Source organism: Castellaniella denitrificans (genome assembly GCF_027214045.1).
In the GTDB taxonomy this organism is placed as follows: Bacteria; Pseudomonadota; Gammaproteobacteria; order Burkholderiales; family Burkholderiaceae_B; genus Castellaniella; species Castellaniella denitrificans_A.
The window spans coordinates 422597-440630 of sequence record NZ_JAPWHE010000001.1 but is presented as its reverse complement, the minus strand read 5'-3'; the positions used below and the strand labels follow the sequence as shown (position 1 = coordinate 440630).

14 protein-coding genes are annotated in these 18034 nt (G+C 68.9%); 8 read left to right on the top strand and 6 right to left on the bottom strand.

Annotated features, from left to right (window positions below; genetic code table 11):
- Positions 1-48 precede the first annotated feature (48 nt).
- Positions 49-2565 (bottom strand): GDYXXLXY domain-containing protein, encoded by a 2517-nt coding sequence (locus O4H32_RS02205; protein ID WP_269356266.1) that lies wholly within the window; start codon positions 2563-2565, stop codon positions 49-51.
- Positions 2566-2630: 65 nt separating this feature from the next.
- Between O4H32_RS02205 and O4H32_RS02200 the strand changes: the two genes are divergently transcribed.
- Positions 2631-5279, top strand: coding sequence for a DNA topoisomerase III (locus O4H32_RS02200; RefSeq protein ID WP_269356265.1), 2649 nt, complete (start codon positions 2631-2633; stop codon positions 5277-5279).
- A gap of 24 nt (positions 5280-5303) precedes the next feature.
- On the opposite strand, the gene gntR is transcribed toward O4H32_RS02200, so the two are convergent.
- The gene (gntR, locus tag O4H32_RS02195; protein ID WP_269356263.1) at positions 5304-6362 is read right to left on the bottom strand and encodes an HTH-type transcriptional regulator GntR; all 1059 of its coding nucleotides are present in this window, start codon (positions 6360-6362) and stop codon (positions 5304-5306) included.
- A gap of 133 nt (positions 6363-6495) precedes the next feature.
- On the opposite strand from gntR, the gene O4H32_RS02190 reads away from it, so the two are divergent.
- Genes O4H32_RS02190 through O4H32_RS02175 form a run of 4 tightly spaced genes read left to right on the top strand, consistent with a single transcriptional unit; the run spans position 6496 to position 9901 of the window.
- Complete coding sequence (locus O4H32_RS02190; protein WP_269356261.1) at positions 6496-7065, top strand: gluconokinase; 570 nt, start codon at positions 6496-6498, stop codon at positions 7063-7065.
- Positions 7052-7546 (top strand): TRAP transporter small permease, encoded by a 495-nt coding sequence (locus tag O4H32_RS02185; RefSeq protein ID WP_269356259.1) that lies wholly within the window; start codon positions 7052-7054, stop codon positions 7544-7546. The genes O4H32_RS02190 and O4H32_RS02185 overlap by 14 nt, the downstream gene beginning before the upstream one ends.
- A gap of 8 nt (positions 7547-7554) precedes the next feature.
- Complete coding sequence (locus O4H32_RS02180) at positions 7555-8835, top strand: TRAP transporter large permease (RefSeq protein WP_269356257.1); 1281 nt, start codon at positions 7555-7557, stop codon at positions 8833-8835.
- 52 nt (positions 8836-8887) lie between these two features.
- Positions 8888-9901, top strand: a complete 1014-nt coding sequence (locus O4H32_RS02175) for a TRAP transporter substrate-binding protein (RefSeq protein WP_269356255.1) — start codon at positions 8888-8890, stop codon at positions 9899-9901.
- Between the two features lie 90 nt (positions 9902-9991).
- On the opposite strand, the gene O4H32_RS02170 is transcribed toward O4H32_RS02175, so the two are convergent.
- From O4H32_RS02170 to O4H32_RS02160, 3 genes are all read right to left on the bottom strand, one after another.
- Positions 9992-11269, bottom strand: a complete 1278-nt coding sequence (locus O4H32_RS02170; protein ID WP_269356253.1) for a TRAP transporter large permease — start codon at positions 11267-11269, stop codon at positions 9992-9994.
- A 10-nt stretch (positions 11270-11279) separates the two neighbouring features.
- The gene (locus O4H32_RS02165; protein ID WP_269356251.1) at positions 11280-11768 is read right to left on the bottom strand and encodes a TRAP transporter small permease; all 489 of its coding nucleotides are present in this window, start codon (positions 11766-11768) and stop codon (positions 11280-11282) included.
- Between the two features lie 75 nt (positions 11769-11843).
- Positions 11844-12770, bottom strand: a complete 927-nt coding sequence (locus O4H32_RS02160) for a TRAP transporter substrate-binding protein (protein ID WP_269356942.1) — start codon at positions 12768-12770, stop codon at positions 11844-11846.
- A gap of 462 nt (positions 12771-13232) precedes the next feature.
- Between O4H32_RS02160 and O4H32_RS02155 the strand changes: the two genes are divergently transcribed.
- Both O4H32_RS02155 and O4H32_RS02150 read left to right on the top strand, forming a co-directional pair.
- Positions 13233-14690: an aldehyde dehydrogenase family protein gene (locus O4H32_RS02155; RefSeq protein ID WP_269356249.1), complete on the top strand. Its 1458-nt coding sequence runs from the start codon at positions 13233-13235 to the stop codon at positions 14688-14690.
- 13 nt (positions 14691-14703) lie between these two features.
- On the top strand, positions 14704-15462 hold the full coding sequence (locus tag O4H32_RS02150; RefSeq protein ID WP_269356247.1) for an SDR family oxidoreductase: 759 nt from the start codon (positions 14704-14706) through the stop codon (positions 15460-15462).
- A 123-nt stretch (positions 15463-15585) separates the two neighbouring features.
- Here the strand turns inward: O4H32_RS02150 and ilvB are convergent, their stop codons facing one another.
- Positions 15586-17355, bottom strand: a complete 1770-nt coding sequence (gene ilvB, locus O4H32_RS02145; protein WP_269356245.1) for a biosynthetic-type acetolactate synthase large subunit — start codon at positions 17353-17355, stop codon at positions 15586-15588.
- A gap of 165 nt (positions 17356-17520) precedes the next feature.
- Between ilvB and O4H32_RS02140 the strand changes: the two genes are divergently transcribed.
- Positions 17521-17991, top strand: coding sequence for an SET domain-containing protein (locus tag O4H32_RS02140; RefSeq protein ID WP_269356243.1), 471 nt, complete (start codon positions 17521-17523; stop codon positions 17989-17991).
- Positions 17992-18034 lie beyond the last annotated feature (43 nt).

Genomic DNA, 18034 nt, shown 5'->3' with positions numbered 1-18034 from the left:
CCATGGCATGCCTATCGAATCGGAGTGCCTTGCTTGAAAATGGCACCCCTATAGCGGCGCCAGTGCCTCGTCCAGCAGCCCGTCCAACAGGGCGGTGCCGTCCGCCGCCACCCGCAGCGCGCCATAGCGGGCCTTGGCGTAGCGGTCACCCTCGCCTTCGGGGAAAAACCAGCTTCGGCCCCCCCAGTCCAGCCCTTCATTCCGCCAGCGCAAGGCCAGCGCCACCGTGTCCTCCGCCGGCGCCGCGGGTGGATCGGCCGCCACCGCCGCCAGCCGCCAGACCCCCTCGCCATCGCGTCGCAGCAGCAGCCAGCCCCGGCCGGACGCCCGCAGGGCGGCCCGCACCGGCTCCTGCTCGCGCAACCAGTCTTCCGCCTGACGGCGCACGGCGTAGTCCAGGGCCATGTAGTCCCCCTGCATCAGCGAACGGGGATCCACCGGCGCCAGAGCCAGGATCACCGGACGGCCCTGAGAAAGGATGGCTTCATAGTGATGCACCCGGAACTGGACCGCGCCCAGCGCCAGCGCGCCGCCGGCCAGCAGCCAGACCGGGAGGCCCCGGGCGCGGTGCGCCGTGGCGCCGGACGGCCGGCCAGGCAGGCGCCACGGCGCCCACAGCCATATCGCCAGCGCGGCCAGCCAGACGGCCGTCAGACCCAGCCGCGCCGCCTTGGCCACCAGTGCGTCGGATGAATCGAAGTAATACAGCGCCAGCCCGGCCAGACCCAGCATGACCGACAGCGCCTGCGCCAGCCGGGCGCCCGACCAGCGCCCCAGGACGAGGCCGACCAGGGCGACGGCAAACACCGGCGCACCCATCCATCCCAGGGCCGCCACGCAGCAGGCCGCCGGCGCCACCAGGCGCGGTCCGGCGGGCAGGGCGGGCCGGTGCGAGGCCATCCAGGCGCCCAGCAGCAGCCCGGGCAACACGGCGCAGGCGAGCAGGGCGCCGCCGCCCGACGTCCACCAAAGCCCCGGCTGGGCTTGCGCCAGGGACAGCAGGGCGGCCAGGCCGGCCGCCGTCGCCAGGGCCGCCCAGGCCAGGGGCCTCCAGCACGCCCGGCGGGCCCCGGCCATGGAACCGATCCAGACGATCGCACCCAACGCCAGCAGCGCCACCAGGCGCCAGGCCAGTCCGGCCGGCCAGCCGGCCTCCTGAATGTCTTCCAGATGGAACAGGAAATCCAAAGGCATCGTCAGCCAGCACCCCAGCGCCAGCGTCAGTCCGGCCGCCGCCAGGCGCACGGGAAACTGGCGCGTCCCGGCGTAGGCCGCGGCGCCCGCCGCCAGCAGGATCGCCAAGGCGGCCCCTCGCGCGCCCTCGCCGGCCGTCAGCCAGGCACCGACGGCGCACAGCAGCAGGCCCAGGACCGTCAGCACGCCGCCCGCTTCCCGCCAGGTGGCTCCCGCCGCCCTGCGGGCGATCCACAGCCCGGGCAGCATCGACAGCAGGCCGGCGCCCAGGGCGTCGGCGGCGGAATCCAGTTCGAAGCCGATCGCCGCCCAGACGCCCAGCATCAGCACGACAGGCACCAGGATCCCGACCCGCAGTGCCGTGACATACCAGGGCGCGTCGTCCTCGGCGAACCGATCCGCTCCGGACGCCGAACCCGCATCCGCCCGCCCGTCCCGGGCCACGGACGCCGCCCCGGCCTCCACGGTCGGGGCCAAGGCCGCCCGCAGGCGCAGCGCGTGCCGCGCCGCCCACAGCCCCAGGGCCAGCACCAGCAAGGCCAGGCCCAGCAGGCCTTCCGGAGAGTCCACCCAGGGTGCCAGCACGAAGCCGGCCACGCCGATCCCCGCCAGCAGGGCCAGGGCCGCCACCGCCGGATCCGGGCGCCAGCGGACATGGGCCCCGTAGACCGCCAGGATCGGGACCAGCCCGAGCGCCAGGAGACCGACAGCGCCGGCGCCATCCTGCACGGCGCCCTGCGCCGCGACGGCGACCGCCCAGGCCAGCGTCGCCGCCGCCAGCGCCCGGCGGATCAGGTGCCGGGCATCCCGCCACACCGGCCGCAAAGACTCGGCCAGCGCCAGCAGGACGCCATTCAGGCCCAACAGCCAGGCGCTGGACGGGATCGACGCGCCCCACCGCCACCACGCGGACGGTGTCGGCCCATCGAGAAACAGCCATAGCGACAGATTCAGCAACGCGGCCCACAGCAGCGCCAGAAACACGGACCGGAGCGCCGCCAGCCAGGGCAGGATCAGCACGGCCCAGGCCAGGAACAATTCCCAGGCATCGGCGCCCGTTTGATATATTTGGCCCACGAGGGCCAGCAGGGCGCCGGTCGCCAGGGCCGCCAGGGCCGCCAGGGCCACCATCGATTCGGTCGCGCGATGGCCGCGCCAGGCCAGGACCGCGGCCATGACGACGCACAGTGCCAACGCCCCCTGGACGCCCGCCAGACGGGCGTCCGGCGTCATCCGGGACCAGTTCGCCGCGACCCAGAACACCAGGGCCGCGCCGGCCAGCACGGCGGCCAGCAGGCTGGCGCCTCGGGCCAGATCCCGGCGCCACCGGGTCTCGTCGTCGACCCGCAATCCGTGTCCGGCGACTTGCATGGTGTGATGCCCCCTCGTATGATCCGCGCTAATGCGGCCCGAAACGCGACCGCCACTGGAACCTCATGACCAAAACTCTGATTATTGCTGAAAAACCCTCGGTCGCCCTGGACATCTCCCGGGCGCTGGGCGGTTTCACCCGGGAAGGCGACTATTTCGAAAGCGAGCAGTACGTGCTGTCCTCCAGCGTCGGACACCTGCTCAGCCTGGTGGCGCCCAACGACCCGGTGCGCGGCAAATGGAGTTTCACCCACCTGCCGGTCATCCCGCCCCAGTTCGAGCTGGGACCGACCGACAAACGCTCCGCCGAACGGCTGAAGCTGCTGGTCAAGCTGCTCAAGCGCAAGGACGTCGGCGCCGTCATCAACGCCTGCGACGCGGGCCGCGAAGGCGAACTGATCTTCCGCTACATCGTTCAGTATTCCGGGGTGAAGAAGCCCATCCAGCGCCTGTGGCTGCGGTCCATGACCCAGGCGTCCATCCGGGACGCGTTCGCCAATCTGCGCGACGACGAGACCATGAAGCCCCTGGAAGCCGCGGCCCGCTCGCGCGCCGAGGCCGACTGGCTGGTCGGCATCAACGGCACCCGCGCCATGACGGCCTTCAACAGCAAGGACGGCGGATTCTTCAAGACCCCGGTGGGCCGCGTCCAGACGCCCACCCTGGCGATCGTGATGGAGCGCGAGGACCGCATCCGCCGCTTCGTGTCGCGCGACTACTGGGAAGTCCATGCCACCTTCGTCGCCGCCGCCGGCCTGTACGAAGGCCGCTGGTTCGACCCGGGCTTCAAGAAGAACGAACAGGACCCCGACGCCCGCGACTCGCGCCTGTGGTCCGCCTCAGCCGCCCAGAGCATCGTCGCCGCCTGCCGCGAGCAGCCCGGCAACGTCACCGAGGAATCCAAGCCCAGCACGCAGCTGTCCCCGGCCCTGTTCGACCTGACCACCCTGCAGCGCGAGGCCAACTCGCGCTTCGGCTTTTCAGCCAAGACCACGCTGTCCCTGGCCCAGTCGCTGTACGAACGCCACAAGGCCCTGACCTATCCGCGGACCGATTCGCGCTACCTGCCGCAGGACTACGTCGGCACCGTGCAGCAGACCATGCGCGTCCTGGCCGACAGCGACTCGGGCGTGGCCCGTTCAGTCAGGCCCCACGCCGCCCAGGTCGTGAAGCAGGACTGGGTCAAACCCAACCGGCGTATCTTCGACGACAAAAAGATTTCCGATCACTTCGCCATCATCCCCACTCTGCAGGTGCCGCGCGAACTGAGCGACGCCGAATTCAAGATCTACGAACTGGTGACGCGCCGTTTCCTGGCGGTGTTCTTCCCGGCGGCCGAGTTCCGTGTCACGACCCGCATCACCCAGGTCTCGGGCCACCACTTCAAGACCGAAGGCAAGGTGCTGGTGTCCCCCGGCTGGCTGGCCATCTACGGCCGCGAATCCCAGGGCGACGACGCCTCGCTGGTGCCCGTGGCCGACGGCGAACGCGTGCGCACCGAAGACATCGAGGCGCGCGGCCTGGCCACCAAGCCGCCCGCCCGCTTCAACGAAGCCACGCTGCTGTCGGCCATGGAAGGCGCCGGAAAACTGGTGGACGACGAGGCCCTGCGCGAGGCCATGTCCGAACGTGGGCTGGGCACCCCGGCCACCCGCGCGGCCATCATCGAAGGCCTGCTCAACGAAGGCTACCTGCGCCGCGAGGGCCGCGATCTGATCCCCAGCGCCAAGGCCCGCCAGCTGATGACGCTGCTGGCCGGCCTGGGCGTCAACGAGCTGACCTCGCCGGAACTCACCGGCGAATGGGAACACCAGCTCAAGCTGATCGAGCAGCGGCAACTGGACCGCGAGTCCTTCATGCGTGAAATCGCCCAGATGACCCAGGTGATCGTCAAGCGCGCCAAGGAATACGAACGCGACACCGTGCCCGGCGACTACGCCACCCTGCAAACCCCCTGCCCGAAATGCGGCGGCGTGGTGAAGGAAAACTACCGCCGCTACGCCTGCACGGCCTGCGACTTCTCCATCGGCAAGCATCCGGGCGGCCGCACCTTCGAGATCGCCGAAGTCGAGGAACTGCTGGACAAGCGCACGCTGGGCCCGCTGACCGGCTTCATCAGCAAGATGGGCCGCCCCTTTGCCGCCGTGCTGCGCATCACCGACGAATTCAAGCTGGAATTCGACTTCGGCCAGCGCGAGGACGAGGACGCCGAGCCCGTGGACTTCTCCGGCCACACCCCGCTGGGCGCCTGTCCCAAATGTGGCGGACGCGTCTTCGAGCACGGCATGAACTACGTCTGCGAACGCGCCGTGGGCCCGGAAAAGGCCTGCGACTTCCGCAGCGGCAAGGTCATCCTGCAACAGGAAATCCCCGCCGCGCAGATGAGCAAGCTGCTGGCCACCGGCAAGACCGACCTGCTCGACGGTTTCGTGTCCAGCCGCACCAACCGCAAGTTCAAGGCCTTCCTGGTGCGCCAGGCCGACGGCAAGGTCGGCTTCGAATTCGAACCGCGTCCGGCCAAGGCGGGCGCCAAGACGGCGGCAAAGAAAGCGACGAAAACGGCCGGCGCGACCGCCGCCAAGTCCGCGAAGAAGACGGCCACGAAAACCGCGGCCCGGAAGACCGCCGTGAAAAAGGCCGCAGTGAAAAAGACCGCCGCCAAGAAAGCGGCATCCCCGGCGGACACCCGCGAAGACGACGGCCCGGCCTTCTGATCCCGGTCATCTCGCGCCGGTGGCTCAACTGCTGGCGCGGACCTTCAGTTCGAACCCCAGGTCGACGGCGGGCACGTCCACCGGCTCGCCGCGCATCAGCCGCAGCAGCATCCGGGCGGCGGCATCGCCAACCTCGCGGCGCGGCGTGCGCAGGCTGCTCAGCGCGGGCAGCATCTGCTCATTGCCCGGCAGATCGTTGAAACCCACCACGCTGACGCGGTCGGGCACGGACACGCCCAGCCGCAGGGCCTCCAGCAGGCCCCCGTGGGCCAGGTCGTCGTTGCAGAAGAACACCGCGTCCAGGTCGGGGTGCGCTGCCACCAGGCGGCGGAACGCCTCCGCCCCCAGGGCGGCCGACGAGGGCCGGGGATCCAGGATCTCCAGCCGGGGATCGTGACAGCCCGCGGCCCGCAGCACGCTGCGAAAACCCTCGGCGCGTTCCAGGGCACGCGGGTCCAGCTGGGCGCCGACGAAGGCGATGCGCCGCCGCCCCCGGTCCAGCAGATGGCGCGCCACGGCGCGCGCGGCCTCGGTCTGGGAAAATCCGACACAGTGGATCGCCGGGTCATCGCTCAGCTCCATCACGTGCACGCACGGCGTGCGGCTGGCCCCGATCAGGCGGCGCTGGGTCTCGCTGCGATCAAAACCGGTCAGGATCAGGCCCGCCGGCCGGTGCGACAGATAACTGTCCAGCAAGGCGGCCTCGCGTTCCGGCCGATACTGGGTGATTCCGACAAAGATCGGATAGCCGGCGTCCCACATCACGTCCTGGATGGCCTCCAGCAATTCGGTGAACAGCGTGTTCGACAGCAGCGGGATCAGCACCACGACATGGCTGCTCTTGGCGGACGCCAGCGCGCGCGCCGACGGATCGGGGCGGTAGCCGAGCCGCTCCACCGCCGCCCGCACCCGCTCGGCCAGTTCCGGCCGCACGGTCGTCTTCCCGGCCACCACCCGCGACGCCGTGATGGGGCTGACGCCGGCCAGGGCGGCCACGTCGGCCAGCGTCGCCCGACCCGTGGCCCGGCGGCGGCCACGGGCTGGCGGGGCGCCGGTCCCGTCGTCGGAGGAAGCGTCATGCATACAGGAATTCCCTAATGTCGGCCCGAATGAGATAGCGCTATCTTTGCGTCTCATCCGCTCTCGGAAAGATCAGCCGGCACAGGTCCGGCCCGATGCTTCGGGCACCATTGTACGTAAGGACCGTTTTTTTTCAATGCAAAAGATAGCGCTATCTTCTTCCTTGCCGCAGGCCCCCGCGCCGGCCTGTCCGCCCCGCGCGGTGGTCGTGATGGGCGTGTCCGGCAGCGGCAAATCCACGGTCGGCGAACTGCTGGCGCAACGCCAGGATTGGGCCTTTGTCGAAGGCGACGCCTTCCATAGTGATGAAAACCACGCGAAGATGCGGGCCGGCGTCCCGCTGACGGATGAGGACCGGGCGTCCTGGCTGGAAGCGCTGGGCCTGGAGCTGGCCCGCCTCGCCGCCGGCGGCGTCGTCCTCAGTTGCTCGGCCCTGAAGCGGGCCTATCGCCAGCAGCTGCGCGCGCACGTGCCCGGCCTGGTCTTCATCTGGCTGGAGGTCGGCCGCGACGCGGCCCACCGGCGCGTCGCCGGCCGGGGCGACCGCCATTTTTTCCCCGCCACCCTGATCGACAGCCAGTTCGCCACACTGGAACCGCCCCACGACGAGGCCGGCCTGCTGCACCTGGACAGCGAGCGCTCACTGGAAGAACTCCTCGCACACGCCACCGAATGGCTGCAAAGGACGCCACATGCACATCCCTGAAACCCCCGCCGACGCGCCACGCAAGCCACTGATCCGCAAGGCCGCCGAGGCCTTCATGGCGACCACCCTCGCCCTCATGGTGATCGCCGTATTCAGCAACGTCGTGCTGCGCTACGCCTTCGGCACGGGCCTGGTGATCTACGAGGAACTGTCCCGCCTGCTGTTCATCTGGCTGGTCTGCATGGGCACGGTCGTCACCGCCCATGAAAAGCGGCACCTGAGCTTCGACCTGCTGGTGGACCGTGTCGGGCCGCGCACGCGCACCGCGATGGGCGCGCTGGCCGCCCTGATCAGCGCGATCGTCCTGGGCATGGTCGTCAAAGGCGCCTGGGACCAGGTGATCGCCGGCCTGCACAGCTACAGCCCCGTCATCGGCTATCCCCTGGCGATCGCCGCGGCCGCCACCCTGTTCATGGCCGCCTCCATGGAAATCCTGCTGTTCAAGCAGGCCATCCTGGACCGCCGCCGCGATCGAACCTAGGACCGCCCATGGACACCACCCTGATCTTCCTCGCCGTCCTGTTCGCCTCCATGGCGATCGGCATCCCCATCGCCATCTCCCTGCTGGTCTCGGGCGTGGCCCTGATGTGGCACCTGGATTTCTTCAACACCCAGTTGCTGGCGCAGAACCTGCAGGCCGGCTTCGACAGCTTCCCCCTGCTGGCCGTGCCCTTCTTCATCCTGGCGGGCGAACTGATGAACGTGGGCGGCCTGAGCCAGCGGATCATCGACATGGCGCGTGCTTTCGTCGGCCACATTCCGGGCGGCCTGGGCTACGTCGCCGTGTTCGCCTCGGTGCTGCTCGCCTCGATGAGCGGTTCGGCCATCGCCGACACCGCCGCGCTGGCCACCATCCTGCTGCCCATGATGCGCCAGCAGGGCTATCCCATGAACTACAGCACGGGCCTGCTGGCCTCGGGCGGCATCATCGGCCCCATCATCCCGCCGTCGCTGCCCTTCATCATCTACGGCGTGACCACCAACACCTCGATCAGCAAGCTGTTCATCAGCGGCGTGGCTCCCGGCGTCCTGATGGGCGGCGCGCTGCTGATCGCCTGGCGCGCGGTCGCGCGCCGCCGCCAGTTGCCTACGGCCCCGCGCGCCACATCGGCCGAACGCCGCCGCGCCGTGACCGACAGCGTCTGGGCCATCTTCATGCCGGTCATCATTCTGGGCGGCATCCGCTTCGGCGTCTTCACCCCCACCGAGGCCGCCGTTGTCGCCGCCGTGTACGCCTTCGTGGTGTCGCGCTTCATCTATCGGGCGCTTTCCTGGAAAGCCGCCTACGACGTGCTGGTGGCCTCCAGCATCACCACGGCGGTGGTGATGTTCCTGTGCGGCGCCGCGACTGTGGCCGCCTACATGATCACCCTGGCCGATCTGCCCAACCAGCTGGCCGAACTGTTCCAGCCCATCCTGGCGCACCCCAAGCTGTTCATGGCCTGCATGGTGGTCTTCCTGCTGCTGGTGGGCACGTCCATGGACCTGACACCCATCATCCTGATCTTCGCCCCCGTCTGCCTGCCCCTGGCGCTGAAGGCGCACATCGATCCGATCTACTTTGGCTTCATGTTCGTGTTCACCGGCTGCCTGGGCCTGATCACACCGCCCGTGGGCACGGTGCTCAACGTCGCCGCCGGCGTGGGCGGCGTGAAAATGGAATCCGTCGTCAAGGGCGTCGCGCCCTTCCTGCTGGTCTACGCGCTGCTGCTGGTCCTGCTGGTGGCTTTTCCCCAAATCGTCATCGCCCCGGTCCACTGGCTGGGCTGAGGCAACATAACGCCGCCCCACCCGGCGGACACTTCCACCAAGGAGAATCCCCATGAAACTGAAAGCCCTATTCCTGGCCGCCACCCTGGCGGCAGGCGCGATGGCCCTCCCGGCCCAGGCCGCCGACATCCAGACCCGCCTGATCCGGTTCGGCTACGGCCTGAACCAGGACTCCAACCAGGGCCGGGCCGTCCAGGTCTTCGCCGACGAAGTCGCGAAACTTTCGGGTGGCAAGATGAAGATCCGCGCCGTCGGCGCCGCCGCCCTGGGGTCCGACGTCCAGATGCAGCAGGCGCTGATCGGCGGCGCCCAGGAAATGATGGTCGGTTCCACCGCCACGCTGGTCGGCATTACGCCCGAAATGGCGCTGTGGGACACGCCCTTCCTGTTCAATTCCGGCGAAGAGGCCGACCAGGTGCTGGACGGCAAGACCGGCCAGGCCATCATGCACAAGCTGGAGGACAAGGGCCTGGTGGGCCTGGTCTACTGGGAGAACGGCTTCCGCAATCTGACCAACAGCCAGAAACCGGTCAAGGGCCCCGAAGACCTCAGCGGCCTGAAACTGCGGGTCATGCAGAACAACGTGTTCCTGGAAACCTTCCAGCGTCTGGGCGCCAACGCCGTGCCGCTGCCGTTTTCGGAACTGTTCACCGCGCTGGAAACGAAAACGGTGGACGGCCAGGAGAATCCCTATAACACCATCCTGTCGAGCAAGTTCTACGAAGTCCAGAAATACCTGAGCATCACCAACCACGTCTACAGCCCCTGGATCGTCACCGCCAGCAAGAAGTGGTGGGATGGCCTGAGCGCCGACGAGCGCGACGTGCTGCTCAAGGCCGCGGCCGTCAGCCGCGACTTCGAGCGCAAGGACACTCGCGCGGAAGCCGACAAGGCCCTGGCGCAGTTGAAAGCCGACGGCATGCAGGTCAACACCGTCAGCCCCGAGGCCGTGCAGAAGATGCGCGAGACCATCGCGCCGGTCAACGCGCAGATCGAGAAGTCGGTGGGCCCGGACCTGTGGAACGCGGTCCAGACCCAACTGAAGGACATCCGCAAGAAAAGCTGATCGGCCCTCACGCCGCGCAGCCTCTGGCACACAGCGGAATCCCCGGCCTTGGCCGGGGATTTTTCCGCCCGGACGCAGGCTATCGGCGCCTCAGCGGTACACCAGATCGCGGAAATACAGCGACAGATCCGGCCAGTAGGTGATCACCAGCAGGCAGACCACCACCACGCCGACGAAGGGCAGCAGCGGCCGGATCAGGCGCTCGATGGGCACCTTGGCGACCGTGCAGGCGGCGAACAGGTTCACGCCGAAGGGCGGCGTCACCATGCCCAGGGCCAGGTTCACCACCATGATCACCCCGAAGTGCGCCGGATCGACGCCGAACTGCGTCGCCACGGGCAGCAGCAGGGGCGCCAGGACCACGATGGACGCGGACGTCTCGATGAACATGCCGATGAAGAACAGGGCGACGTTCACCCCCATCAGGAACGTGATCTCGCTGCCGAACAGGTGGCTGAGCCATTCGCCCAGCATCATCGGCACGCCGGCGCGGTTCAGCAGGAAGCCGAACACGCCCGCGTTGGCGATGATGAACATGATGATCGCCGTGGACACCACCGAACGGTGGAACGTCCGGCCCAGCGTGGCGACCGTCAGCCGGCGATAGATGAAGATGCCCACGAACAGGGCGTATACCACCGCCACGGCCGAGGCCTCGGTCGGCGTGAAGATGCCGCCGTAGATGCCGCCCAGGATGATGACCGGCATCAGCAGCGCCCACCAGGCTTTCCTGAAGGCGGTCCAGACCGGCAGGCGGCCGTCGCCGTCGTGCTTGCCCAGGCCGTTGCGGCGCGCGTACAGCCACACGTAGGCCATCAGCGCGATGACGATCAGCAGGCCCGGCCCGATGCCGGCGATGAAGACCTCGCCCACCGAGGTGTCGGTGGACACGGCGTACAGGATCATCGGGATGGAAGGCGGAATGATGACGCCCAGTTCGGCCGCCGAAGCCTGCAAGGAAGCCGCGAAGGGCGCCGGATAGCCGTGCTTGACCATGGCGGGGATCAGGATGGCCCCCACCGCGAAGGTCGTGGCGACGCTGGAGCCGGCCACCGCCGCGAAGATCATGCAGGTCAGCACGCAACTGCAGGCGAGCCCCCCCTGCACGCCGCCCACCACGCTCTTGGCGAACTCGACCATGCGCTCGGAAATGCCGCCTTCCTCCATCAGGTTGCCGGCCAGGATGAAGAAAGGCACGGCGACCAGCGGGTATTTGTCCAGGGCCGCGTAGAGCTGCTGCGCGATCACCAGCCAGGTCATGTGGCCATCGAAGCCGACCCCGGCCATGGTGGCCAGGCCGATCGACACGGCCACCGGCACGGTCAGGCCGAAGAACAGCAGCATGGAAACAACCATCAACTGCGACATGATGCGGACCCTAGATGGTTTCGACGTGGACGCGCCGCGGGCCTTCGGCCCAATAGGCCAGCGCGGCGAACAAGGCCAGCGTGGCCCCCACGGGGATGGACAGGTAGATCCACGAAATGGAGACACCCAGGCTGGGCGTGGTCTGGAACCGCACGCGCCAGGTCATGTCGGCCCCGATCCAGACCAGGAACCCCAGGAAGCCCACGACGATCAGCAAGACGAGATGCTCGAGCACGCGCGCCCGATGGGGGGCGAGCAGATTGTGCAGCAGGTCCACGCCCAGCATGGCGCCCTGGCGGAAGGCCAGGGCCACCCCCAGCATCACCGCCCAGATGATCGCGGCCCGCGTCCAGGCCTCGGACCAGGCCGAGGGCGATTCCAGGACGAAGCGCGCCAGGACTTGGTAGAAGCCCGCCGCCACGGCGGACCACAGCAGGCCCTGGGCGACCCAGGACACCAGCCGGAACAGGCCCCGGTCGATCAGGCCGAGCGCGCTCATGACGCCCCCTTGGCGCGGCGCGCCGGTCCCCCGAGGGGGAATTCGCGCTTGGGGCGGCCCGGCGCGCTCACCGACTTATTGCGTATCACGAATGGACTCGACCAGCGCCTGGCCGAACTGCTTGTAATACTGCGGGTAGATCGGCTGGACCGCCTTGACGAAGGCGGCATGGTCCACCGTGTTGACCTGCATGCCGTTGGCCTTCAGGGTTTCGATGCCGTCCTTTTCGACCTGATCGACATAAGCGCGCATGGCCTTGGCGCCGGCCACGGCGGCTTCCTTGAATTTCGCCTTGCCGGCATCGTCCAGGCCGTCATACACGGAAGGCGCCATCAGGATCAGCGCCGGGCCGTAGACGTGCGCCGTCAGCGACAGGTATTTCTGCAACTGCCACATCTTCACGGACACGATCACCGACAGCGGGTTTTCCTGGCCGTCGATGGTGCCCTGCTGCAGGGCCGTGGCGACTTCGGGCCAGGCCATGGGGGTGGCCAGCACGCCCAGTTCCTTGAAGGCGGCGATGTGGATCGGATTTTCCGTCGTGCGGATCTTCAGGCCCTTGATGTCGGCGGGTTCCTTCACTGGCCGGACGTTGTTGGTCAGATGACGGAAGCCCTGCTCGCCCCAGGCCAGGGCCACCAGGCCGCGCTTGGGAAATTCGGCCAGCATGTCCTGGCCGATCTTGCCGTCCAGGACCTTGCGCGCGTGGGCCAGGTCGCGAAACAGGAAGGGGATGTCGAACACCCCGGTCTGCGGCACGAAATTCAGCGTGGCGCCCGTGGACACGATGGCCAGGTCGATCGTGCCCAGTTGGAGGCCTTCGATGACTTCGCGCTCGCCGCCCAGCGCGCTGTTCGGGAACTGCTGGATCTTGAAGTCCGGCGTGCTCGCCTCCAGGGTCTTGACGAAGGCGGCGGCGCCCGCGCCATAGTGCGAGTTCTCGGACAGCGCATAGGCCATTTTCAGCGTGGTCTGCGCCAACGCGGGCGCCGACGCCGTCATGCCGACCAGGGCCGCGGCCGCGAGCCATCCTGCGAATTTTTTACCGCCGGGCCGCCCCAAGGTAAAAAGCGCTCCCTTCAGGGGTGCAGCAAGCCGAAGGCGCAGCGTGGGGGGCATTTTCCCTTGGAACATGATGTCGTCTCCCGAATCCGATAGGTGTATTGTCTGGCCCGCGCCCCGGGCGCGATCCGTCTGGACCGCGCCGCGCGCAAAGCGTCAAGGCCCTGGTGTTCTAACATGAAGTCCGGCGGGGTCGCAATGGAAACCGCGCCTGGATTCGGGTTATCACAGGGGGGGCGCGCGGCGGGGCGACGCCGGCATCGTGTTCGATTGCCCCGCTATCGCGCGGCGCCAAAACCCGCTAGAGTTTCAAGCGGGTCCGGCGGCCACGATGCCCGCGCCGGCGGAACGCCCTCCGCCGATCAGGCCCGCACGACACCACCATCCGCCGGGAATCCTTTCATGCCAGCCCATCACTTCATCGCCAACACCCGCCGGCCCGCGTCGGACGACCGCACGATTCCGGTCATCGACCCCGCGGACGGCCAGGCCTTCGACCGCATCGCCCGGGGCTCGGCGCAAGACATCGATCAGGCGGTCCGTGCCGCACAGGCGGCGATGGGCGAACACTTCGACGGCCCCTGGGCGCTGACCTGCGCCCGCGACCGGGGTCGTCTGCTGGCGGCCTGGGGCCGCGCCGTGCTGGAACACGCCGACGAACTGGCCGGCATCGAGGCGCGCGACACCGGCAAGACGCTGCGCACCGCGCGCAACGACGTCCTCGCCCTGGCGCGCTATTTCGAATACTACGCGGGCGCCTGCGACAAACTGCACGGCGAGACCCTGCCCTACGACGTCGGCACCCTGGTGATGACGGTGCGCGAACCGCACGGCGTCACCGGCCACATCATCCCCTGGAACTACCCGGTCCAGATCTTCGGCCGCAGCGTCGGCGCGTCCCTGGCGGCGGGCAACGCCTGCGTGGTCAAGCCCGCCGAGGACGCCAGTCTGTCCACCCTGTACCTGGCCGAGATGGCCGCCCGGGTGGGCTTTCCGCCCGGCGCGCTGAACGTCGTCACCGGCTACGGCGCCGAAGCCGGCGCGGCCCTGAGCGCCCACCCCGGCATCCGGCACATCTCCTTCACCGGCTCCACCGTCACCGGCCAGCGGGTCGCCGAGGCCGCCGCGCGGCATCACTGCCCGGTGGTGCTCGAACTGGGCGGCAAGTCGCCGCAGATCGTGTTCGACGACGCCGACCTGGACGCCGCCCTGCCGGTGATCGTCAACGCCATCATCCAGAACAGCGGCCAGACCTGCTCGGCGGGCAGCCGGCTGCTGGTCCACGAAAGCATCCACGACGCCTTCGTCGAACGCGTGGCCGAACGTTTCCGCGCCCTGCGCGCGGGACCGCCCGCGTCGGACGCCGACCTGGGACCGCTGGTCAACCGCACGCAATACGAGCGCGTGCGCGCGATGCTGGACACCGCCCGCCGGGAAGGCCTGACCGAGGCCGCGCGGGGGCGCATCCTGGACGGCGCGCCGCCGGATGGCTACTACCAGGAAGCCGTGCTGCTGCGCGCCGTGCCGCGGGACAGCGTCCTGGCCCGCGAGGAAATCTTCGGTCCGGTCCTGATCACGCAGGCCTTCCGCGACGAGGCCCATGCCCTGGAACTGGCCAACTCGACCGACTACGGCCTGGTGGCCGGCGTCTGGACCCGCGACGGAGCGCGACAATTGCGCATGGCCCGCCACCTGCGCTGCGGCCAGGTCTTCATCAACAATTACGGCGCCGGGGGCGGCGTCGAACTGCCTTTCGGCGGGGTCAAGTCCAGCGGCCACGGCCGCGAGAAAGGCTTCGAAGCCCTGCTGGGGTTCACCGCTTTGAAGACCGTGGCGATCCGCTACGGCCGGAATGCCTGAAGGAGACACGCACATGCGCATGAGCGACAAGACCGCCATCGTCACCGGAGCCGGTTCCGGGTTCGGCCGGGGCATCGCCTCGGTATTCGCCCGCGAGGGTGCCCGGGTGGTCGTGGCCGACATCCACGATGCGCACGGCCGCGAGACCGTCGACCAGATCCGCGCGGCCGGCGGCCAGGCCGAATTCGCGCACGTCGACGTCGCCGACGCGGCCAGCATGCGCGACCTGCTGACGCAGGCCCTGGCGCATTTCGGCGGCCTGGACATCGTGGTCAACAACGCCGGGGCCACGCACCGGAACCGGCCCATGCTCGAAGTCACCGAGGCCGAATTCGACCGGATCTACGCCATCAACGTCAAAAGCATCTACCTCAGCGCCCAGGCCTTCGTGCCGCATTTCCGCCAGCAAGGCGGCGGCGTGTTCGTGAACATCGCCTCCACGGCCGCCATCCGGCCACGCCCCGGCCTGACCTGGTACAACGGCACCAAGGGCGCCGTGGTGACTACCAGCCGCTCGATGGCGGCCGAACTGGGGCCGGACCGCATCCGCGTCAACTGCGTCAACCCCGTGGTGGGCGCCACCGGCCTGCTGTCGGAATTCATGGGGATGCCGGACACGCCCGAAAATCGCGCCAAATTCACCGCGGGCATCCCGCTGGGGCGATTCTCCACCCCGGACGATGTCGCCCACGCCTGCCTCTATCTGGCCTCGGACGAGGCGTCCTTCATCACCGGCGCCTGTCTGGAGGTGGACGGCGGCCGGTGTGTGTGACGCTTCTTGAGAACCCCGCAATTTCGGATGCATGGGCTTGTCAGACAAGGCGCAAACCGCAGCGATAGTCGCACTATCGCGAGGATTTGCAACGCAGTATGGCGAGCCCATGCGCCGAAAGATTCATTCTTCGACGTACCAGGTGTCTTCGGACAGCATCACCTGCTGGTGCCCGTAGCCGGCCGGCATCATTGGAAAGCAGTTCTGCAGCGGCACCACCGCCACGTCCAGGAAATACGGCCCCTCGTGCGCCATGCAGGCATCCAGCGCGGCGTCCAGATCGCGCGGGTGCTCGACCCGCGCCGCGCCCCAGCCGAACGCCCCGGCCAGCGCCACGAAATCGGGGATCGAGGCGTTGTAGCTGTGGCTGTAGCGGCCCTCGTGGATCAGTTCCTGCCACTGGCGCACCATGCCCATGTGGCCGTTGTTGCACAGGATCAGCTTGACCGGGGCGCGGTGCTGCGTGGCCGTGGCCAGTTCCTGGATGTTCATCAGCACGGACGCGTCGCCGCTGACGCAGACCACCGGCTTGTCCGGATGCGCGATCTGCGCGCCGATGGCGGCCGGCAGCCCGTAGCCCATGGTGCCCGCCCCGCCGGAGGTCAGCCAGCGGTTGGGCCGGTCGATGCCGATGTACTGGGCCGCCCACATCTGGTGCTGGCCCACGTCGGTGGACACGACGGCGTCGCGCCCGGCCAGCAGCCGGTCGATGCGCCGCATCAGGTCCTGGGGCAGGATGACCTCGTCCGAAGACGGGAATTTCAGGCAGTCGCGCGCCTGCCAGACGGCGATACGCCGCCACCATTCGTCCAGGCGCCCGGATTCCAGCGGGTACTGCCCCAGTTCCTTGTGCAGGGCGCGCAGCAGCGGATAGCAGTCGCCCACCAGCGCCACGTCGGCGCGCACGACCTTGTCGATCGAGGCCGGATCGATGTCCAGGTGGATCTTGTCGGCATGCGGACAGAAATCCGACAACCGGCCGGTGATGCGGTCGTCGAAGCGCGCGCCCACGCAGACGATCAGGTCCGCGTGATGCATCGCCAGGTTCGCCTGCAGCGTGCCGTGCATGCCGAGCATGCCCAGGAACTGCGCATCGCCCGCAGGGTAGGCGCCCAGGCCCATCAATGTCAGGGTGCAGGGCGCGCCGGTCGCCTGCACCAGGCCGCGAAAGGCGTGGCAGGCGTCGATGCCCGAATTGATCAGGCCGCCCCCGCCATAGAACACCGGGCGTCGGGCGCGGGCGATCAGCGCGGCGGCGCGCTTGAGCGCGGCCTCCGTCACGGGCGCCAGCGGTTCGGCGGCGGCCTCGGGCTCCAGGGCCGCGACGGCGCGCTCCGGCGGCACACGGGCGATCTGCAGATCCTTGGGAAAGTCCAGCAGCACCGGGCCGGGCCGGCCGGCGCGCGTCAGGCGCAGGGCCTTGGCCGCCAGGTCGGCGATGTCCTCGGAACGGCGCACCTGGGCGTTCCACTTGGTGACCGGGCGCGAAATGCCGACCGCGTCGCATTCCTGGAAGGCGTCGGTGCCGATGGCGCCGGTCGCCACCTGGCCGCTGACGCACAGCACGGGGATCGAGTCGCACAGCGCGTCCAGCAGGCCGGTGGTCGTGTTCGCCATGCCCGGGCCCGAGGTCACGAAGACCACGCCGGGGCGGCCTGTGGAACGCGCATAGCCCTCGGCGGCGTGCATGGCGGCCTGCTCGTGGCGCACCAGGATGTGCCGGATGCGCGGCTCGGCATACAGCGCGTCGTACAGCGGCAGCACCGCGCCGCCCGGGTAGCCGAACACCGTGTCCACGCCCAGCGCGATCAAGGTATCCAGCAGGACCTCGGCGCCGTTGCGATCGAGGACGGGGGCGGATGCGGCGGCATGGGCGGCGGTAGGGGCATTCACGGACGTTCACCTGGACGGAAGGGTCGGGGATGCCGCGCCGGCCCCTCGCGCGCGGCGGCCCCCGGCGGGATCACCGCCGGGGCGAGTGGACTTGCGTGGAACATCCCAAGGATAATGAAGGCCAGTTTATCCCTTTTCCATCCCGCCCCTTTCCGATCGCATCCGATGGCCCCTCCCCGTTCGCCCTGGCACGTCGTGCGCGTCTCGACCCTGCACGGCACCGGCGTTTTCGCCGCCCGCGACATCCCCGCCGGCACCCGGATCCTGGACTACGCGGGCCGTCGCCTGACGGCGGCACAGGCCGACGCCCGCTGGCCGGTCAACCCGGACGACCCCTATCACACTTTCTATTTCGCGCTCAGCGGCGGCCAGGTGATCGATGGCGGCCAGCGCGGCAACGACGCCCGCTGGATCAACCACGGCTGCGCACCCAACTGCGAGGCGCGCGAAAACGACGCCGGCACCCGCGTGGCGATCTACGCCCTGCGCGACATTCCGGCGACCGAGGAACTGCTCTACGACTACGGCCTGGTGATCGACGAACCGCTCACGCGCACGCTGAAACGCCATTACCGCTGCCGCTGCGGGGCGCCAGGATGCCGGGGCACGATGCTGGCATTGCCGGACGCATCCTGAGCCGGTGTCCGTACTCATACCGACTGGCAAGCGGGTCATTTCG